This is a genomic window from Aeoliella fuhlenseeensis, from assembly GCF_052161615.1.
GTDB lineage: Bacteria > Planctomycetota > Planctomycetia > Pirellulales > Lacipirellulaceae > Aeoliella.
Map to the genome: position 1 here is coordinate 3,405,308 of NZ_CP197417.1, position 19,730 is coordinate 3,425,037.

Sequence of the window (19,730 nt, forward strand, 5' to 3'; positions counted from 1 at the left end):
TCGCCGATCGAGCCCGAAAGAATAAAGTCGCAGTGAATGCAAAAGTCCCAAAAGTGCGACATTACGAAGGGCCCATTAGCCGCTTCGGCGCTAGCCGCGGTTGAACAACCAACAACCGTGGCTAGCGCCAAAACGGCTAATTGAGAAGACAACTTCCCCCAGTCCCCAGTCCCCAGCCCCGAGCCTAGAACCCCTCCCTACTCTCCCGCCGGGTTTGCCGTAGATGCCTCAGAATGCGATAATCGCTCGTTCCGGGCGGAGTGCGGAGTCCGGGCCAATGAGAATCGCGTCCGCCGTTGAGCCGAAAAGCCAACCATAGAAAAAGGATTTACCGATGTTTCGAAATCGTACTTACGACAACGCCGCCCAGTGCATTGGCGAGACTCCGATGATTCGCATCAATCGGCTCGTCCCCGAAGGCCACGCCACGGTGTTCGCGAAGTGCGAGTTCTTCCAACCGCTCAATAGCGTGAAGGACCGTATCGGTGCCGCGATGATCGAAGCGGGCGAACGCGACGGCAAGATCAACGCCGACACCCACATCATCGAACCCACCAGCGGCAACACGGGCATCGCGCTTGCGTTCGTCTGTGCGGCGAAGGGTTACAAGCTGACGCTCACCATGCCCGAGAGCATGTCGCTCGAACGCCGTGCGCTATTGCGTGCACTCGGCGCGAACGTAGTGCTGACTCCCGCGAGCGAGGGCATGAAGGGTGCCATCGCCAAGGCGAACGAAATGGCGGCCGAAGGAAGCAACACGTTCGTACCCCAGCAGTTCGAGAACCCCGCGAACCCCGCGATCCACGAGAAGACCACCGGCCCGGAGATTTGGGAAGACTCGGGACACGACATCGACGTACTCGTCGCCGGCGTTGGCACGGGTGGCACCATCACCGGTGCGTCGCGATTCCTCAAGAAGATGAACCCCCACTTCAAAGCCATCGCCGTCGAACCGACCGACTCGCCCGTGATCTCGGGCGGAAGTCCTGGACCTCACAAGATTCAGGGCATCGGCGCGGGGTTCATTCCGGGCAACCTCGACAAGTCGATCATCGACGAAGTGATCACGATCAGCAACGAAGAAGCCTTCCAGTGGGCCCGTCGCCTGGCGAAGGAAGAGGGCATCATGGCCGGCATCTCCAGCGGAGCCAACATGTGCGCCGCCGCCAAAGTCGCCGCCCGCCCCGAAATGAAGGGGAAGCGAATCGTGACCATCATGTGCAGCCTGGGCGAACGCTACCTGTCGACCCCGCTGTTCGAAGGACTCACGGGTTAATGACCAATTCGAAATGACCAATGACCAATTGGGGGCATCTCTCGTTGGTCATTGGTGATTCGTCATTGGACATTCATTGGACTAAACTATCTGTATGAGCAACTCCACCGAACTCCCCGTCCTCACCCGTCCTCGCCTCCCCGAGTGGTTGCGTGCCCAACCGCCGTCGGGCGAAGCGCTCGCGCTATTCAATCGCACCCGTGGGGCGGTCGACGATGGCGGGCTGCACACCGTGTGCGAAGAAGCCAAGTGCCCCAACATCCACGACTGCTGGGGGCGTGGCACCGCGACCTTCATGATCGCGGGCAAGGAATGCACACGGGGTTGCCGGTTCTGCTCGGTGCAGACACTCAAGGCCCCTGCCCCTCCCGAAGCCGACGAGCCCGAGCATCTTGCGGACGCGGTCGAGCGGATGAAGCTCGACCACGTGGTGATCACGGTAGTGAACCGCGACGATCGAGCGGACGGTGGAGCAATGCACTACCGCGCGTGCGTCGAAGCGGTCCACGCCCGCGTGCCGAGCGTGACGATCGAACTGCTCTCCAGCGACCTCGCCGGCAACTGGCAGGCGCTGGCCGAGATGATGGACAGGCTTCCGCTCGATGTGTTTGCTCACAACGTGGAGTGCGTCGAGCGGATTGAGAAGCGAGTCCGCGACCCGCGGGCGTCGTTCGAGCTGTCGCTCGAAATGCTTCGCCGCGCGAAAGAGCTTCGCCCCGACATGGTCACCAAGAGCAGCCTGATGGTTGGACTCGGCGAGACGAACGAGGAGATCACCGAGTCGATGCAGCGACTTCGCTCGGCGAACGTCGACCTCGTAACGCTGGGGCAGTACTTGGCTCCGGGACGTCCCGGCGAGCGTTACCTGCCGGTGGAGCGTTACGTCACACCCGAGCAGTTCGACGCGTGGACCGACGAGGCCTACGCGATGGGCTTCGCAGGAGTCGCCGCGGGACCGATGGTCCGCAGTTCGTTCCGAGCCGGGGAACTCCTGGCCGCCGCAAGGGAAAGGGCAAATCAATAATGCGTACAGCTAACTGCTTCCTCATCGCCGCGACTCTCTGCCTCGCCGGTTGCCAGACTCGTTTCCTCGACCAGCAGACGATCGACTTCGCGGAAGCGGGTGAGATCAGCACCTTCGTCGTGCCCCCCACCACCGGTGAGCGGACGTTGCAAGTCTCGGCGAAGTCGAACAATGCCATCGATGTCTACGTCTACCTCGAAGAGAACCAAGAGGAAGCCGAGCGGATGATCACGCTTGAGAAGCCGTCGGACTTGGTGCTCGCAATGGCAGAGAACACAACCGCCGCGGATCTGACGGCGAAAATTGTCCCCAACAAATCGGCGTGCGTAATGATCAAGGCCGATAGTGGGGGCACCAAGGTCGAACTAAAAATGAACGACTAGTCCGGTACTTTGAGAAACCTTTTTAGGGATTTCTCGGAGGCTGAGGGGGCGGAGGTGGAAGTTCTTCCACGTCCCTTGGTACCCCCGGTGCAGCAGGAGTTGTGGGCACCGGCGGAGCAGTTGGCGCTGATGGAGCCTGCGGTGCCAGGGGAGCACGTGGTGCTCCAGGCGCGGGGCGTTCGCCGCTGATGAAGACTTCCGCCGAAAGCGTGAGCGAGTCCTCACCCCGCACGAGTTCCGCCGACATGCCGCGGAACCATTCGAGCAGCGGGAATCGATAGTCGCCTGGGACCTCGGTCAGAAGGAACTGATTGTTCGGCGCCGCGGCGGTGGAGGTCCAGACTTCGAGTCCACCGGGGATCTCGGCGAGTTCGTACTCTCCCCCGAGCGGGCAAAGGAACTCGCCACCGACGAGCTCGTTGGCGAGTTCGTACGCCGCGGCCGGCTCGACGTGAAGCTGGCGAACCAGCGAGTTCATGAACCGGCTGGCGCTCGCTGAGGTGTCACGCGTACGAGCGTAAGCCAGCGCGGTCGCCACGCCTTCGTACTGGGTTCCCAGGATGTCCTGGATTTGAACCCAAGCCTGTGCCGGCCGAGCGGCTTCGACCATGGCGATCTGCGTACCTACATCGAATAGCACCCGTTCCTTAAACGAAAAGAGCATAAAGTCATCCGCACGACGTACCCACAAGTCGAACAGCCCCGTTGTCCGCGCCATGCCATTGGCGTCGTAGGGACCGGCGGGGCGGCCGAGGAAGCGCTCGAGGAACGCTGGTTTGGGCCATGTTCCGACGTAGCCTTCGATGGCCGACAGGAGTTGCAGAGGCACCTCAACATTTCCGCCAGCAATGGTCAGCGGGAAGACGCCATCGCGAATTCCACCGAACAGATGAAACGGCTCACCCCCGCCCAGCACGCCATCGAGCACCACGTTGGCCGAAGCCAAGTCGCCGGCGATGGGAGCCAGGCGAAGATTCGACGCGGGTCCAAGCTTCTTGGCCCAGCTCGCAAGGTTCGTCGTGCTGTAACGCTGGAGGAAGAGATCGATTGCAATGCGTTCGATGCCGGGCTCGACTTCGTCACGATGGATCACCGCGGTGACGGGTACCAAGTTGCCCGCTTCTCGCCGAAGGTCGCCGAGGAACTGTTCGTAACGGCGAAGCTCGCTCTCGCTCACCAACTCCGGCACGCTGTCCGCGATCGGCGTGAAGTGCCCGCGATAGCCGCGGACAGACTCCACTCGGCGTCCGTTGTCGTCGACTGTCCACCTCGCGCCATCGGCCCGCTGCGAAAAACCGCCCGGCAAGAACGCACCGGAGGCGAGCTCTTCCTCGGTTTCGTTCGGCAGATTCTCCTGCGCGGCGGCGAGTCGGGCGAGCTCGAGCCCGCGTTGCGTTTCCAGCGATCGCAATCGTCGGTCGAGCTCGATGCGATAGCCAGGGCTGACGAGGTTCCTGAAAAACGCGCTCGACAGATGGACGAACACACGATCGTCACGCTCGATCGGATACGCCATGCGCGCAGCGAGGAAGTCCGGTGCGGCTGCGAGCTGTCTTTGTCCGGCGGCCGCTTCGTAGAACCGTTCGACGATGCGCCGCGACGACGTGACGAGGTGGAAGTTGCCATCCGTAGCGTAGTAAGACCGCAGCGAGCCATCGGGCGACGTAAGATAGGAGACTTTCTTGCCAGCAATGTCGAGCTGCTCCAACTTCGCGCCTTCCACGGCTTTCGCGGCGGCGGATCGCTGCTGGTTGAAGCTCGTGCTCAGCAAGAAGTTGTTCTTCGCATGAAACAGCACGCCAACCGAGGCCCCGTCGGCGAAGTAAGGGTCGAACCCGATGAGCGCCACGTCGTCGATGACTTGAGGGCCAAGGATCGCCGACACTTTGGACTCGGCGAGGCCAAGCATTGCCGAGATCTGCTCGCTCGAACTGCGATAGATGCTCCGCTGAATGAGCATGTTGCCAAGATCGCCCTGCCAGCGACCGAGAAAGTCTTTGAACCACAAATAGTTCGCGAACGTGCCGAAGCGAACGTAGTAACAGTCGTCGGGGACATGCGAAGCCATCGGCTCGATGGCAACCTCTACTTGCGTTTCGAGCTGCAGGTCGGTCACGGGAAGTGCGACGTCGGGGAGCGGCATGGTCGCCTCGCCGCTGTCGAGTTCTCCCAGCATCAGGTCGCGAAGCACCGAGGCTCGATGGGCTTCGTCGGCCATCAGTTTGCCGACGACCGTTCCGCCTTGCTCCTGCTCGCGAACCAAGAAGCCTTCGAGCTTCGGCATCGGCTGGCCGAGTCGGCCGGCCCACATCGCGGTAAGGTAAGTCTGTACGCCAATCGGATAGTCGGCTTCGCGGTGCACTCGCGAGTACATCGCGACGTACGCCTTCCACCACTCACCCAGCAACTCGTTGTAGCCGCGGCGGTCGTCGCGGGGCACCACGGTTACTTGGACGCGCTGGGGCAGGTAGAGCTCGAGGTCGAGTCGCTCGTTGCCGTGAAAGAGGAAGTAGAAAGTGACGCGGCGAGGCAATTGGACGCCGAGCAAAGATCGAAGGACCTTTCGCTCACGGCTTGGTTCTACCGTAGGGTACAAGACACGCCCGGCGGCGTCGGTCACGGTCGTTCGGTCGTCGTTCATGGCCGCGGACGCTCCTTCGGAAGGAACATCGACCACGATTCGCCCCACTCCGAGTGGCTGGCCGCTGAACGCCTCGACTCGAATCTCGGCATTGGCCGTGCGCGGATTTCCGAAGAGTCCCAGTGCCAGCAAGGTGAGCAAGATTGTCGCAGGTGGGGCGAATTTATTCGTGGTGCGACTTGGCATCGTGAACCTCGGCAATAAACTGGAGGAAATCAACGTTTACTAATGCAGTCCGCAAACCGCTGGGAGGACGTGGCGAAAGGCTCGTCGATGCGACATACTTAACCTCGCGACCGCCGCCCAGGCGGAACCGCTCGCTCTCCCTTAACTCTCTTCTGTTTTGCTTCACGCCGTCGATCGGACCTCTTGATGCTGCTACCTCGCTACTCCATCCGCACCGTCTTCTACCTCGCCGGCGTGGTCGCGGTGGTGGCGCTGATCGCGGGCGAGGCGGTGCAAGGACGGATGTGGGCGGCAGCGATCGTGATTGGCGTAGGGAGTCTCGCGGTGACCTGGGCCATGTTCGTGCTATTCTACGGCATGGTGGCCCTGTTTTCGCGGGTGACAGGGGTTCATGGGACGTATCGCCCCCGCCCTGCTCATTATCCGGCACTTCGCACCAACGTGCAGTCAGCGGACACTTCGCCTGTCACCTCTCAGGACTCTTAACTTTGCATCGCCACGCGACTCAACTCGGATGGCTCGCAGCGCTCGTCGTCATGGCGATGATGGCGCGTGGTACGGAGTGCGTTGCGCAGTCGCCAACGGGAGCGGTGATCAAATCGCGTCTCCCCGTGCGGCAAAACTCTGTCTCGCCCTCGACGGGTCTGTTCATTGAGGTTTCGGACGATGGGCTCGGCAACGGCCAGTACGGATACCGCCGATTCTTGGTCGACGTGCAATCGCCCACGCCCGTGACCGCGGACACGCAGATCACGGTTCGCCTGCGAGCACTTCAGTGGCAGTACGGTAGCCAGTCCCTGACCGTCGAAACGGACGGGGTACTACGAGCGGGCGAAACGAAGACCACTGTCACGCTGCGTACGCCCCAGTACGTGGAGTGGGGTGTGCTCACATGGGACATCTGGATCGACGGGGCACGCGACCGATACCTTTCGCGAGGCGAGGAAGATTGGCAACAACTGAACGACAATGGAACGAGCCGGTGGCGGATGGGGAGCATGGCCGAGCTGCAAATCGTACCTGGGCACGGCGAGTTGTTTACCATCCTTCCTTCGCAGCAAGGATCGGCGCTGGGTGAGAATGGGCTCACGGCGTTAGGCGAATGGCGCGACAACTGGCTCGACTACACCCCCTTCGACATCGTGTCGACGGATCTGCCCACGCTACTGATGGCTGAAACGCAGACTCCTGAGAAACTGATCGCCTTGCGAAAATGGGTTCAGGCAGGGGGCGTCCTCTGGGTCCGTTCGATTGGCGACGACTGGGAGCGACTGCGACACCTCGACCCAATTCTGGGTTGGGACACGCCTGAAGAGACCATCGAACCCCACGAGCCGAAGGCGGAGGAGGCGGTGGGGGCGGATGGCTGGAGCTACGTAAACTTGCGGCGACGCGGTCGCGGCGATGGCGACCCCGACGATCCGAACAACCCCAATGGCCAGGCGTACGTGGCGCTGCCTCAGGGCATGCCCGCTCAAGCTCAGTTCGATACTACTCCGCGATACTCGACCGACTGGTTTGTGGTGCGTCGCTGCGGCTGGGGACTCGTCGCGGCGTATCGTGGCGACGTGTCGGACGTCGGCCCGTCGACAACGCGACGCGATCTGTTCGGCGCGGCTCGCTACTGGCGATCCCAGGACTGGACTCGCCGTCATGGCTTAACACCAGGGCAGGCGAATGAGGGCTTCAGTAAGTGGTTGATCCCCGGCGTGGGTCTCGCGCCCGTTGTCAGCTTTCAGGTGCTGATCACGCTGTTCGTCATCGCCATCGGTCCGGCGAACTATTGGTTGTTGAAGCGTGCCGGGCGCCTGCATTTGATGGTGCTTACGGTGCCGATTGCGGCGATCGCGATCACCGGAGCTCTCTTGGCATACGGATTATTCTCCGATGGCTTTTCGACTCGACTGCGGGCCCAAAGCATCACGCGACTCGACCAACAAACGCGCGAAGCAGCGACTTGGAGCCGACTGTCGTACTACGCAGCCTTCGCGCCAAGGGATGGCCTGACGTTCTCGGACGAAACGGCAGTCTACCCCATCGAGGCCAACACTCCCGGCGCTTATCGCGGTGGTGGCGGAAGTCATCATTACGAGATTGAGTGGAGCGACGACGAACAGCGTCTTACAAAGGGCTGGCTCGCCTCTCGAACACCCACGCAGTACCTAGCGATTGAACCTCGCAAGACCGACGCGGGACTCAAGTTGAAACTGAAAGACCCCACGCCCACGGTCACCAACAACTTCGCCACCGAAGCTCAGTTGATCATCGTGATCGATGGCGACGGCAAGTTCCTGCTTGCGAACGATGTGGCTACGGAGGGTCCGCAGGCACTCGAACGTGTCGAGCGGTCGGCTGCCGTATCAGCGCTACGGGCAGTGCTGATGGACCGCGAGCCGCGCAATCCCGAAGGCTACGACACCATCGCCGATTCGTCGTTGATCTCAGGACGAAGCTACGGCCAACGCCCCTACGGCCAACAGGGTGGCGGGCCGAACTTTGGCAGCATGCGCGGCAGCTTGCTGGACGACGAATGGCAGGCGCTGCTTGGCGTGAGCGGCGGCGAAGCGCTGACGCTGCCGCCGCGGAGTTACGTGGTGGTGAGCGAGCTCGCGCTGCTCCCGCACTCGGGTGAAGAGATCGGCGTGGAAGACTCGAGCGTCCACATTGTCATTGGATCTTGGTAGAAGACTCTCCTAGCCAACAAATCGCATGAAGGCCATTCCTCAAATCGAACTTCGCAACGTGCATCGCTGGTTTGGCGATACGCACGCGGTGAACGACGTTTCGTTCGAGGTGCAGGCGGGCGAAGTGTTTGGTTATATCGGCCCTAACGGTGCCGGCAAGACCACCAGCATGCGAATCCTGGCCACGCTCGACGAACCGAATTCGGGCGACGCACTAGTCGACGGGTTCTCGGTGGTCGAGGACCCCGATCGCGTCCGCCGGCGACTTGGCTTCATGCCCGACTACTACGGCACCTACGAGAACGTCGACGTGCACGAGTACCTCGATTTCTTCGCCCGGGCGTACGGTTTACGTGGCACCGAGCGGACCAAAGCGCTCGGCTTCGTGAAGGACTTCACGGGACTCGACAAGCTGGCCACCAAACCGATCAATGGTTTGTCGAAGGGCATGAAGCAGCGGCTCTGCTTAGGCCGCACGATGATTCACGATCCCTCGGTGATGGTGCTCGACGAACCGGCGGCAGGCCTTGATCCTCGCGCGCGGATCGAGCTACGTGAGATGATTGCGCGGCTTGCCGACATTGGAAAAGCCGTGCTGATTAGCTCGCACATCCTCACCGAACTCGCCGAGATCTGCGACCGCGTGGCGATCATCGAGCAAGGGAAGCTCGTGGCCGTTGGCTCTGTCGAAGAAATCAGCAGCGGTTACCAGACCGTGGCGATGGTCGATGTCCGGTTCGTGGGCGACGTAGCGCGGGCCCATCGCTGGCTCGAAGCGCGGGAGGATTTGCACGAGGTTCGCATCCAAGATCGCGTCGCGACGCTATCCCACGCCGGCGATGAAGCGGCACAAGCGATACTACTCCGCGAAATGATCGAGGCGGGGCTCGAAGTCGTTGAGTTCCGCTGCCGCACCAAGTCGCTGGAGGATATCTTCCTCGAAGTCACGGAGGGCCGCGTCCAATGAGCGAGGCAACCCTCACCACTCCCCCCCGCGAATCGTCGGCTACTGCGCCCAATTGGAAGGAGCGATTCGACCGCGTCGAGCAATGGCTCACCAAGGCGAGCGATCGGCTCAATCCGATTCTCGTCAAGGAGACGCGGCAAGCGCTAAAGAGCCGGCAGTTTGGGCTCACGTTCCTGCTGCTGCTTATTATTTGCTGGGTCGTCACCATCGGCGGCGTCGCGATGGCGGGCCCGGGCATTTACTACGCGGCGGCGGGTGCGGAACTCTTAAAGGGATACTTCTTCGTGCTGATTTTTCCACTGGCGGTCATCGTCCCGTTCAGCGCGTACCGCTCGCTCACTAGCGAGTGCGAAGAGAACACATACGACCTGCTGCGTGTTTCGACGCTCTCGCCTCACCAGATCATTCGTGGCAAGCTAGGCAGTGCGCTGGTGCAGACCACCGTCTACCTGTCGGCGGTCGCGCCGTGCATCGCATTCACCTACCTGCTGCGTGGCGTGGACGTGGTGGTGATCGCGATGCTACTCATGTACACGGTACTCGGCAGCCTCGGATTATCGATGCTGGGTTTGTTCATGGCTGCCATTTCGCAGAAGAAGCAAGGACAAGTTCTGCTTTCCGTCTCTTTGGTCACGCTGCTGCTCCTCTGTTTTTGGGGTGGGTTGGCGATGGTGAACGAGGTTCTTGACGATGGAGGGCTGTGGGTCAACGACTGGCAGTTCTGGGCATCGACCGGTATGTTGCTTTCGGCCTACGCAACCACCTTCGCGCTGATTTACCTGGCGACAGTTGCACTCACTTCCTACCGCTCCGAGAACCGCTCGACGCCACTTCGGTGGGCTATGGTGATTCAGCAGGCGACGTTTCTGGGCTGGATGTCGTTTCTCTGGCTTGCAACCGACACTCTATGGTGGTTCTTGCTGCCGACGGTACTAGTTGCAACCGCCTACTGGTACGTTATGGGGACGATGCTTAGCACCGAGTCGGCCGAACTATCGCATCGCGTGCGCCGCGGGCTTCCCCAATCGATGCTAGGGCGAGTGCTGCTCGGATTGCTCAACCCAGGTCCGGGGACTGGCTACCTGTTTGCGATTGCGAACCTGACGTCGGTGATGGTGGTCGTCGCGATCGGATTGGCGTGGATGGAATGGGGGCAGACTCCCCTAGCGCCTTCCAGTCAGTTCCAGCACCAGTACCACTATCACGACTACACGATGCTGATGGTCATCATGGCGATCGCGTGGAGTTTTGTAGTGATCTACTTAGGCGTCGGCAAATTGCTAACCGCCGGCCTACGACGTGTTGCCCCCGTTTCGGGTGTGGCGGGATTCCTCGTGCACTTGCTCTTGGTCATGGCGGGCAGCGGCATACCTTACGCGGTCCAGATGTCGTCGCGGATGTGGCGGAATGCTGGCTACACGATCTTGCAGTGGCCCAACCCGTTTTGGACGCTCGGCGAATTGTCCGACCGCATGACGATCGACGACACCGTGATCTTGCAGTGTTTGGTGATGCTCACGGGGGCGGCGTGTGTGCTGCTGATCAACCTACCAAGTACGGCACGCGAGATGATGCAGGAGCGAGTTTCGCTACCTGACCGCGTAGCGCAGGACGAAGCCGAGTTGCACCCTCCCGTTTCGAAACCGCAAAGTCCCTGGGACGAAGACCAAGAGGACAACGCACCGCTACCTGAGATAACCTAGCGGGTTATTCGAGCGAAGCGGTCCACTGCGTCCCGCCGCGCTGCAGCGTGACGCTTCGGTCGTCAATCGACACCACCTTCACGCCGAACTTCTCGGCACCCACGGGGATCAAGGCGATGGCACCTTCGACATCGAGGATCGCCTGAGGTTGGTCGACGTTCACGAGCCCGCGCAGTTGCACGTTGCCCTCGGTCGTGACGCTGGCTGACTTCGGGGCTTCCTTCGGCGGAACGAACAACTCCGTGCGATCGGGGTACGGGGCTACGTACGCCGCCATCGCTTCGCGAGCGGCGTCGTGCACTTTCTGGTCCGCCGGTTTCGCGGGCTTAGGCGTCGCCAGCTTTGGCTTCGCCGCCACGGTCACGGGCTTGCTTGCCGGCGGCGCGGGTTCGGGCTTGCCACACCCCGTGAGTATCAGCAGGGTTGATAGGACGAGAACGCTAAGTGTCGAGCGCATGATGGGGCTACGCAGGGAGAGGATTGGGGCTCTCAAAGGTAGCTCGCGCTCCATGCCGTACCCTCTCAAGGATCGGGGTAGTGACAGACTCCGCATGGAGCGTGTGCCGGTGGATCCGGTTGTAACGACGCTTCGGCTAGCGGGTAAACGTTCGCTTCCACCACGAGTCTTCCTTGGCCTGCTTCGTAGGCGGCGGGACTACCGCTTTGCGATCGGCAGTTCCCTGGTAGCGGGCGTCGAACTCGCTACGCAATGGCCACTGGGCGTTCGGCTCGGCAGCCGGGGGTTTCTGGGCCACGGCGGTACCAGGAGGGGGTGGCAGGCGATACATGGCGGACTTCGCCGGCGTGGGAGCGAATCGCCCGCCCGCGATCGGCATCTTCTCTGCCGCCGCCCGCGCTTCGGGAGCCATCATCGGCGTGGGCTGTGGTGCAGGAAGCGCTTCGATGCCAGGTTGGTTCCCCTCCATCATCATCGGCCCGCCATTACACGACTCGCATGCACCCGCTCCAGGCGGGCAACCCTCGGCGCGGGGAATGTGATCGAGCCGGCAGTCGATGGTGTCGAGCACCAACTGCGAGCGGCAATCCATCGGACCGGTGTAACCAACAATGCGCGGCGTGAGGAACACGACCAGCTCGCTCTCGCGAACGTTGGTGCTCCGCGAGCGGAACATGTAACCAAGCCACCGTACGTCCTTCAACCCCGGCACACCCGCGAAGTCACCGACGTCGTGCCGCTGTCGCATACCGCCGATGACCAGCGTCTGCCCACTCGCTACGCGAACCGATGTCGAAGTCGCGCGAGTATCGATAATCGGCTGGTTGTCACCCGGGGTGAAACCGGTGAGGCGGCTGAACTCGGGGCGTACGGTCATCTCGATGGTGCCATCGGCCGCGATCTTGGGCACGACGTCGAGCTTGATGCCGGCGTCCTTGAACGCGGTGCCGGCAAGCTGGCCACCCTGCTGCGTTTGCGTGATCTGCTGGTAAGGAATCTGCGTAACGGCCTCGAACAGCGCTTGCTCGTTGTCCATCACGGTTACGTTTGGATTCGCGAGCAGCCGCGAGTCCTTGGCGTTTTGAATCGCCTCGGCCACCGCACCGAGGCTGAAGGTGTCGCCAATGCTGGTGAACGTGAACAGGGCACCCGAAGCCGAGGGGGTGAACGGGTTCGCCACTTCTAGTTCCCTGCTGGGCTGAGGCGTCCCGTTGGTACGGGCTTCGATTTGCTGCGACCAGTTGATGCCGATCTGCTCGATGTCTTCGAGGCTGAGGTCGTAAATCAGCGCGGTGATTTGCACCTGCGGCCTCGGACGATCGACACTCGCCAGCACCCGTTCGACCATCGCTAGGTTCTCTGCGAAGTCGACCACGATCAACCGGTCTTCGGCAATCATCGCCTCGGCACGCCCGACGGGGCTCAACACGGTAGCAAGCACCAGCTTCGCGTCGGTCACCGTGATGAACTGCGTGTGGAAGTAGCCCACTTCCAAATCGCGCGGCTGGCCCCCGGCATCGAGCATGCCGGGACCGCGACTGGCGGCGTCGATGCTGGCCACGAGGTCGCGAATCATTTTCACCCGCTCGGGAAAGTCGATGACGATGAGCGTCCGCGCGGTGTCGATCGCCTGGACCTTGCCTTGAGGCGTGCTCAGCAACCGTGCGGCCTCGACAAGCTCCGAGGGTTTGGCGTTGGTGACCTGAATGGCCTCGGAGATAAAGAACGGATTGATCTGCCCGAGTTGATCGAGCTTGCTGACGACGATGCTATCGCCGACGATGCGGTAGCCGTAGCCGTTGCCGAGCAAAATGGTGTCGAGTATCTCCTTGAGCGGGGCGTTCTTGAAGACGCCGTTCACTTGGCCCTGGAGCTCGCCAGCGATGATGTTCACCTTCCAAAGCTCGTTGATGGTGAAGATCGCCGCGTCGAGCGTCGAGCCGCGGAGCACCAAGTCGCCACGGCGATCGAGCGCCGTGATCAGCTCGGGGCTGGGGGCACTCAGCGCGGCAGACGAGATATCAAGGCTCGGATTCGCGAGCGCGGTGGCGCAGAGCTGCGCGAGAACCAACTGCGCCACGAGCGCGTACCTCCAGCAGCGCAGCATTGTGCGGCGCGCAGCCTTCGGCATTAGCGTCCCTCGCGGCATTCGTCCTCCAATGACCTGTCGCCTGCCCTGCATCCTGCCGGGCCTCGGTACTCACTTACTCAATTGCTTGCTACGCCGCGGGGCGGGCAAGCGTGTAGTACCACAATTCCATGTTTAACTCGACTCGCCTTCCGTCTCCGGCGTCGGGCTTGAGCTCCAAGCCTTCGACGTACACCTCTTTATCCTGCTGCTCGAACTGTTCCACTAGGCGCCGCACACTGGCCGAAGGGCCCGCGAGCGAGAGCGACACCTGCCGACGTTCGAGCAGGAAGCCCGTGGGTTTCAGCTTCTTGTTGTAGGTCTTCTCTAGCGGATTATCTTGCTGTCCCCAATCTCGGACCGAGGCAGCACTGATGTTCAACCGGCGCAACTGACACCCCGTCTCGCGCACCAGCGTGACGATCGTGTTGCGGTAGTCGGCCTCGTTGTCAGCGGTGAGCGTCCGCGCCACGCTCTGGGCAACGACTTCGGCCTGTTTCGCGTGCCGTGTCTCGAAGGCGGGCAGCATCGCGGCTGCTTGCTCTGCCGAAGCCAGCTTCTCGGCGACTTCGGTTTCTTCGTTACAAACGGCCACATAGTCATCGACCTCGGGCATCAGAAATACCAGCACGAGACTAAGGGTTCCCCCAATAACGAACAGCCAACTTCGGCGGTCTTCGCAAAACTTAACGATTAGGTCGTCCATTACAGCGATTCTCCGGCCGGGGTGCTCTCGCCGCTAAAGTCGAGATGAAAGTGAATGTCGAATGTCGTAGCGTTGCGGTGCGCAGTGCGCCCGACGCCGGTGCCGTGCAGAGCAACACCGCCAATCCCCGGCAAATGTTGCAAGTTGCTGACGAAATCGTAGATGCTGCTCTCGACGTAACTGCTACCAGCAATGGTCGCGGTGCCCCCCTCTTCGAAGCGGACATCCGACAACCACACGTCGGTGGGAACGCTCTGCGTCAGGTTCTTGAGCAAAAGCGCGTAGGGCTGCGACCTGAGGTGCGATGCTAGCACGTTGTACTGCGCGACTTCGTTTTCACCAGCCACGAGATCGACGCGGAGCTTTGCCGCCCGCTCGGCTTTGGGAGCAAGAGTGACTAGCTGCTGCTGCATCGCGGACACTTCGCGATGCTTCGTGCAGTTGAGCACGCCCAGGCCTACGGCAATCAAAAGCACTGCGGCCAGAGGGGCTAACTTGCGGATCAGCATCGGCCGGAGGTTCGGCCGGGCGAGCGATTTCAGGTGATCGACTAGGTTGGGACCGCGCGTCGAAACGTCGCCGGCAAGCGCGAGCGCCGCACCCACCGCCGCCGCCATCTCGGGAGCGAGCGGTTCTCCGCGCAACTCCCATGGCAACGTGACACCTTGGAGATCGAGCAAAGACGACTTGAGAAACTCGATCGTCTCGAGATTCTTAAGCGCCGGTCGCGCTTCGTCGGACTGGCCACTGACAAGGACATCGGTCAGCTTGCTCCCTTCCAGACCGTGATGGCGATGGCAGTAGCGCTGGAGTCGCGTGTGATGCTGACCGAGCAAACCAGCGAGGTCATCGACGTGGGCGTCGCCACCGGGGCGGTAGTCGAGGAACAAGCGGCCGCGGCTCATAATCCCGAGCTCAATGTTTCCGCCGTCAACTCCAACTACCAGCGACGCCCCTGCGTCTGCTCCGAGAACCTGATGGACCGCGCGGGCGAGGGACACTTGTGCCGAGCGAATCGCGCCCAGCTCCATGCCGGCCGACTCGATCGCCTGGGAAATAATCTGTAAGGTCTGCTCAGTTGCAACCGTGAGCATGGCGTGGGCGTGGCGGGCGTCGAGCGGCGTGCTGCTGCTGGCGATCACCTTTTTGCCGGGGCCCAGTGAGAGATAAAGTTGGCTTCGCTCGCGAAGCGACGCCGTCTCGCGCTGCACGTCGTCCACCACGCCCGTCACCGCGCGGGTGACGCACAGGTCGCTGCTCAAGAGCACCTCGGCCTCGGCGCCAGCCAGCCGCTCTTCGCCGGCGAGCTTTGCTAGCGCAGCGGTTAACTCCTTCGCGCCTTGCAGCGAATGCAAACGATCCGCGTCCATCCGCCAAGCGAGCGAACGGCAGATGGCCAGATCTTGCTGATTGTTGGACCGCTCGACAACCACCAGCACGCGGAGCATCGAACGGGCGATGTGAATAATGGGTCGCTTGGTTTCCACGTTGCGACGACGATCACTGCCACTGCGTCGATCAGGTCGTGCGGCGCGGCGATCGCTTCGGCTGAGCTCGGGCGATGTGTCGGTGGATTGCTTCTTCATTGGTTCGATTCCACTACAGCTCTACGTGGGCGTGTACGGTGCGACGGACGTCCCCAGCGACGCCTTCGGACACAAGTTCGATCACTCCGCCATCGCCATCGGCGGCTGTCGCGGAGTAGCTATTGTCGTTGGGATACGATCCGTCGCTCACCACGCCGCGCCACGATTGGTTCGCTTCCAGTTCGGCACAGGCGTGATGAATACCTGCATTGGCGAGGTAGAGGGCACGTTCGTAGTCCTGGACGTTGCGTGCTGCTGCGTATTGAACGACCGTCGTGTTAACGACCGACAGCACCAGCGAGCTGACCATGAACACCACGAACAAGCACAGCAGCAGTGCCATACCCGAACGGCGTTTGCAGGGTCGACGACTTGATACCGTATTGAATTGCATGGCGTTACCAACTCCTCAGCCACGCGTGGCTGGAAAGGGTGCGCGCGGAACCGCCGCCTGCTGGCATCGTGATCTGAACGGTGCACTTCACGCAGCGGATGTCCTCGACCAGCGTTGTGGCCGTCGTGCCATCGGCTTCGAATCCCAAGAACACCATCTGATTCACTCCATCGGCCACCAATTGATTGGCGACCGCAGGAGCCACGCCGTAGAGCACCTGTTTGCTTCCGCCCGTGTGCTGCCACAAGCGGGTTTCGCCCGTGTGCATGATTAGCGAGAGGTTGCCGGAAGTGTCGCCAGACGTGGAGATGGCGCTCACCGCCGATGCCTGCCGGACGTGGCGGACCACGTGGCGGAGTGTGGCGTAGGCGGTTTCGGCGGCTTCCATGTCGGTTTCGTGAGCTTGCCACGCCGCGTAGCTGGAGCGCACCAGCACCACGACCGACGCCATGAGCGTCGCCATCATCGTGACCGCGGCCATCAGTTCGAGCAGCGTCATACCGCGACGGTTAGGGCGTGGCGAGCGATTCATACGTCGCGAACCTCCCCACTTTGGTGCGAAACACACAGCGTTTCTCGTCGGCGTCGAGCGCGTCATCGCCGTCTTCGTCAGTGTACGTAGTTACTTGGACATGCATCAGCCGATCGGTCAGCCCACCGTCGCTTTCGGCATCGGAACGAAACGCGATGTAGCGAATGGACGGGTTACCATCGGCTGCGAAGTCGCCAACGACGGTGCCCGAAGTCCAATTAGCGGCCACCAGCGCGAGTTGCTCTTCGAGCTTACTCACCGCATAGGTGGTCATCATCTGCCGTTGGTCGATCGTACGGCTCGCGATCATGCCATCACGGAGCAGCGCGAGCGATCCCACGAGCGCAATGGCCGCGAGCGACGAAGCCATGACGACTTCGAGCAGCGAGAATCCTCGCAGAAGCTCGTTCGGGTTGCGGGGGCGTAATGACATGGGGCGTGAGCGCGCAGAGGGAGCGGCAAGTACTGCGAAAACTTAGGCCGCCCCGAGGGCGAATCAATAGCCCAGGCATGCAGTTCCCGAGGCCATCGTCACTACAGCCGCTACAGAGCGACCTTCGACGACTTGATGCAGCCGGTCGCGCGGTAGACCGTGATGGTCCATGCGTAGTGGGCCCCGGTAACGACAATCTGGCTCGTGCCGACTCCGCCCCCTAGGGAGCCATCGAAGTCGAACTCCCACTGGTCGCTGAGAGCGGTGACAGTATTTCCGGGAGGAACGACCACCACTCGGTCGACCACCGAATCGCCGCTGCTTAGATCGCGATATAGCGTGTAGCCCGCAACTTGTCCGCCTGAGCGAGAAAGCAGAACGTAGTGATTATCACCGGTGCTGATGGTCCGCGCTCGGGCCTGACGCAGATCGAGCATCAGGGTTCGGACGAATCCTTCTGCGGACGTGCTCTGAAACGTGGTAGACCCGAACCGCATCATGGCCATCGTCGACAGGAGCGCGACGATGGCGAGCACCGAGAGCAACTCAATCAACGAAAACGCACGCCGCGCTGGAGCGCGACGTGCGATGGTTGTGTCGTGTAGTGTAGCGCAGATCATGGTGGTCGCGCTAGTCGATGTTAGTCAACGCGATGCGTGGTGCTGTCGAGGCCGTAGGGGGTATTGTCGACGGGATTGGTCGGGATGCCATCCGGGAAATAGTCGACGTTAGTGCCAATGTCGCTGAGGTCGTCGGCGGGCCAGCCTCCGGTCTCGATGTAGTAGCGTTCGACGGCCGAGTTGATCGTGGCGATGTTGTGCTCGTGAACCTTCTGCTTGGCGGTCGATGCCGACACGCTCACGCGCGGAACCACAATGGCTGCAATGATGCCCAAGATGGTGACCACGGCCAACAACTCCATCAAGGAGAAGCCGCGGCGGCTGTTAGTCGTGCGTCGCATTTCGTAATCCTCGTCGCCGAAAAATGCAGAATCAATTAGTTCGAAGGTCAAATCTCGCCGGAAGGGCCGGCGAGTCATGTTGCAAGCAGCTTGGCGTCCACAAACCTATGTATGTAATAAGATAGGTCGCGCCTTAGGGTTTGCCAAAGTTTCCAGCCCTTTTCACTCAGTGCGCGTGGCCTGTGACGCGCCCCGTGGTCGTATCAATGGTATAGCTTGTACCATCGACCGGGCACTCAGGGAGGCCCTCGGGGAAGTACGCGGTGTCGCTGCCAATGTCGGTGAGATTGGCGGTTGGATAACCGGAGTGATTCCGGCGCCACAACTGGGTTTGCAGCTCGATCTCGGCGCGGTTCAACTGGCATGCGTTCCGCGCCGTTTCGGCGACCCGCGAGGTTGCTCGCGGGATGGCGATCGCGGCCAGTACGCCGAGAATCGTCACCACGGCAAGTAGCTCGATGATGGTAAAGGCGGCGAGTCGATGTCTTGATTGGACCATGGTCACTTCCCTACCGTGTTGATCATGTCGAACATGGGGAGGTAAATCGCCATCAACACCGCCGCAACGGCTGCGGCGAGCGAGATGGTGAGAATGGGCTCGATGCCAGCAACGAACACGTTGGCCTTGCGTTCGATTTCGCTGGATAGGTGCTCGCGGATGTGAGTGGTGCTGCGTGTTAGCATACCGGTTTGCTCGCCGATGATGACGAGTTGGCTGACCATCGGCGGGAAGAACTTCGAGTGGCGTTCCATCTCGCGGCTAAATCGTTCGCCCCGGACAACCGCCCTCTGCAACTCGCGGACTCGTTCCTTGCCGGAGCGATTGGTCACCGACTCGGCTGCCTCGCCGAGGGCCTCGGACAGCGTGAAGCCGGCTTGTAGCAGCGAGCCCAGTGTTTCCATCATCTGAAGTACTGCCACGTCGCGAAGCCACGGACCAATCACGGGCAGACTCAGAATCGCTTCGTCCATTCGGTAGGCGAAGTCCTTATTGCGTCGTAGTTGCCGGAGGGCGAGCACACCAACCACGATCGCCCCCACGATCAACAGCAGATAGCTCTGCGCAAAGGCACCAACGGCAATGAGTGCACGGGTGATTGCCGGCAGAGGAACTTTGGCGTGCGAATACGTTTGCTCGAACACCGGCACCACGTAAGTCAGTAGGAACGTAATCACGCCGGTGCCCAGCAGCACGAGCATCGCTGGATAAGTGAGCTTCTTGGCGATCTCGCTCTTCAGCTTGCCAGCCTTCTCGCGCTGCTCGGCAAGCATCCGGAGCGATTCGCCCAAATTACCGGCTCGCTCGCCAACCTTTACTTGGCTCACCAGCACAGCATCAAACGTTCCGGGGTAATTTGCCAGCGCGGCGCTAAAGCTCTCGCCGTTTTCCAGTCGCTTGCGAAGCGAGTCGAGCATCGAGCGATAGTTCTCGGTAGCTTGCTCCTCAGCCAACGTCGCGAGTGCTTTTGGCAGCGATACGCCGTTCTCAAGCAAGGTCGAGAGATGCCGGAAGACGTAGGTGACCTGGCTGTTCTTTAACCGACTCGCGTCGTCGCTGGTTCGTTTGGTCTTGGATCGATGGATCTTGTTGTGCGCAGCCGACCCTTCTCCTTTTCGGAAAAGGCCCATCACGTTCGTATTGCTGAGCGAAGACTTCATGATTCAACCA

19 protein-coding genes are annotated in these 19,730 nt (G+C 61.3%); 7 read left to right on the forward strand and 12 right to left on the reverse strand.

The annotated features are described in order from the left end of the window. The first annotated feature begins 334 nt into the window (after window positions 1–334). The 3 genes from cysK to SH292x_RS13445 all read left to right on the forward strand — a co-directional run bounded on the left by cysK (window position 335) and on the right by SH292x_RS13445 (window position 2,683). Window positions 335–1,276 (forward strand): cysteine synthase A, encoded by a 942-nt coding sequence (gene cysK, locus SH292x_RS13435; protein ID WP_442481521.1) that lies wholly within the window; start codon window positions 335–337, stop codon window positions 1,274–1,276. 94 nt (window positions 1,277–1,370) lie between these two features. Further along, window positions 1,371–2,300, forward strand: coding sequence for a lipoyl synthase (lipA, locus tag SH292x_RS13440; protein ID WP_442481522.1), 930 nt, complete (start codon window positions 1,371–1,373; stop codon window positions 2,298–2,300). Beyond that, a complete protein-coding gene (locus SH292x_RS13445) occupies window positions 2,300–2,683 on the forward strand; it encodes a hypothetical protein (RefSeq protein WP_442481523.1) in 384 nt (127 codons plus the stop codon). Before lipA ends, SH292x_RS13445 begins: the two co-directional genes overlap by 1 nt. A 22-nt stretch (window positions 2,684–2,705) precedes the next feature. Here SH292x_RS13445 and SH292x_RS13450 read toward each other — a convergent pair whose 3' ends face one another. Then, complete coding sequence (locus SH292x_RS13450; protein ID WP_442481524.1) at window positions 2,706–5,510, reverse strand: hypothetical protein; 2,805 nt, start codon at window positions 5,508–5,510, stop codon at window positions 2,706–2,708. Window positions 5,511–5,696: 186 nt separating this feature from the next. Here SH292x_RS13450 and SH292x_RS13455 point away from each other — a divergent pair, with 186 nt between their 5' ends. Genes SH292x_RS13455 through SH292x_RS13470 form a run of 4 tightly spaced genes read left to right on the forward strand, consistent with a single transcriptional unit; the run spans window position 5,697 to window position 10,864 of the window. Beyond that, window positions 5,697–5,996 (forward strand): hypothetical protein, encoded by a 300-nt coding sequence (locus SH292x_RS13455; protein WP_442481525.1) that lies wholly within the window; start codon window positions 5,697–5,699, stop codon window positions 5,994–5,996. A gap of 2 nt (window positions 5,997–5,998) precedes the next feature. Beyond that, window positions 5,999–8,194 (forward strand): hypothetical protein, encoded by a 2,196-nt coding sequence (locus SH292x_RS13460; protein ID WP_442481526.1) that lies wholly within the window; start codon window positions 5,999–6,001, stop codon window positions 8,192–8,194. Between the two features lie 25 nt (window positions 8,195–8,219). Next, window positions 8,220–9,161 carry an ATP-binding cassette domain-containing protein gene (locus tag SH292x_RS13465; RefSeq protein WP_442481527.1) on the forward strand — a complete coding sequence of 314 codons (942 nt, stop codon included), beginning with the start codon at window positions 8,220–8,222 and terminating at the stop codon, window positions 9,159–9,161. Continuing rightward, window positions 9,158–10,864 (forward strand): ABC transporter permease, encoded by a 1,707-nt coding sequence (locus SH292x_RS13470; protein WP_442481528.1) that lies wholly within the window; start codon window positions 9,158–9,160, stop codon window positions 10,862–10,864. The genes SH292x_RS13465 and SH292x_RS13470 overlap by 4 nt, the downstream gene beginning before the upstream one ends. A 4-nt stretch (window positions 10,865–10,868) precedes the next feature. Here the strand turns inward: SH292x_RS13470 and SH292x_RS13475 are convergent, their stop codons facing one another. From SH292x_RS13475 to SH292x_RS13525, 11 genes are all read right to left on the reverse strand, one after another. Beyond that, on the reverse strand, window positions 10,869–11,321 hold the full coding sequence (locus SH292x_RS13475; RefSeq protein WP_442481529.1) for a hypothetical protein: 453 nt from the start codon (window positions 11,319–11,321) through the stop codon (window positions 10,869–10,871). A 136-nt stretch (window positions 11,322–11,457) separates the two neighbouring features. Then, window positions 11,458–13,401 carry a secretin N-terminal domain-containing protein gene (locus tag SH292x_RS13480; protein ID WP_442481530.1) on the reverse strand — a complete coding sequence of 648 codons (1,944 nt, stop codon included), beginning with the start codon at window positions 13,399–13,401 and terminating at the stop codon, window positions 11,458–11,460. A 139-nt stretch (window positions 13,402–13,540) separates the two neighbouring features. Next, window positions 13,541–14,155: a hypothetical protein gene (locus SH292x_RS13485; RefSeq protein ID WP_442481531.1), complete on the reverse strand. Its 615-nt coding sequence runs from the start codon at window positions 14,153–14,155 to the stop codon at window positions 13,541–13,543. Then, complete coding sequence (locus SH292x_RS13490) at window positions 14,155–15,741, reverse strand: PilN domain-containing protein (RefSeq protein ID WP_442481532.1); 1,587 nt, start codon at window positions 15,739–15,741, stop codon at window positions 14,155–14,157. Before SH292x_RS13490 ends, SH292x_RS13485 begins: the two co-directional genes overlap by 1 nt. Before the next feature lie 13 nt (window positions 15,742–15,754). After that, window positions 15,755–16,135: a hypothetical protein gene (locus SH292x_RS13495; protein ID WP_442481533.1), complete on the reverse strand. Its 381-nt coding sequence runs from the start codon at window positions 16,133–16,135 to the stop codon at window positions 15,755–15,757. Between the two features lie 4 nt (window positions 16,136–16,139). Continuing rightward, window positions 16,140–16,667 carry a PilW family protein gene (locus tag SH292x_RS13500; protein WP_442481534.1) on the reverse strand — a complete coding sequence of 176 codons (528 nt, stop codon included), beginning with the start codon at window positions 16,665–16,667 and terminating at the stop codon, window positions 16,140–16,142. Beyond that, window positions 16,645–17,100 carry a type IV pilus modification PilV family protein gene (locus tag SH292x_RS13505; RefSeq protein ID WP_442481535.1) on the reverse strand — a complete coding sequence of 152 codons (456 nt, stop codon included), beginning with the start codon at window positions 17,098–17,100 and terminating at the stop codon, window positions 16,645–16,647. Before SH292x_RS13505 ends, SH292x_RS13500 begins: the two co-directional genes overlap by 23 nt. 110 nt (window positions 17,101–17,210) lie before the next feature. Further along, on the reverse strand, window positions 17,211–17,720 hold the full coding sequence (locus tag SH292x_RS13510; RefSeq protein ID WP_442481536.1) for a pilus assembly FimT family protein: 510 nt from the start codon (window positions 17,718–17,720) through the stop codon (window positions 17,211–17,213). A 20-nt stretch (window positions 17,721–17,740) separates the two neighbouring features. Next, window positions 17,741–18,061 carry a competence type IV pilus major pilin ComGC gene (locus tag SH292x_RS13515; RefSeq protein ID WP_442481537.1) on the reverse strand — a complete coding sequence of 107 codons (321 nt, stop codon included), beginning with the start codon at window positions 18,059–18,061 and terminating at the stop codon, window positions 17,741–17,743. Window positions 18,062–18,227: 166 nt separating this feature from the next. Continuing rightward, window positions 18,228–18,560, reverse strand: a complete 333-nt coding sequence (locus SH292x_RS13520) for a competence type IV pilus major pilin ComGC (protein WP_442481538.1) — start codon at window positions 18,558–18,560, stop codon at window positions 18,228–18,230. 2 nt (window positions 18,561–18,562) lie between these two features. Beyond that, on the reverse strand, window positions 18,563–19,720 hold the full coding sequence (locus SH292x_RS13525) for a type II secretion system F family protein (RefSeq protein ID WP_442481539.1): 1,158 nt from the start codon (window positions 19,718–19,720) through the stop codon (window positions 18,563–18,565). Window positions 19,721–19,730: the final 10 nt, after the last annotated feature.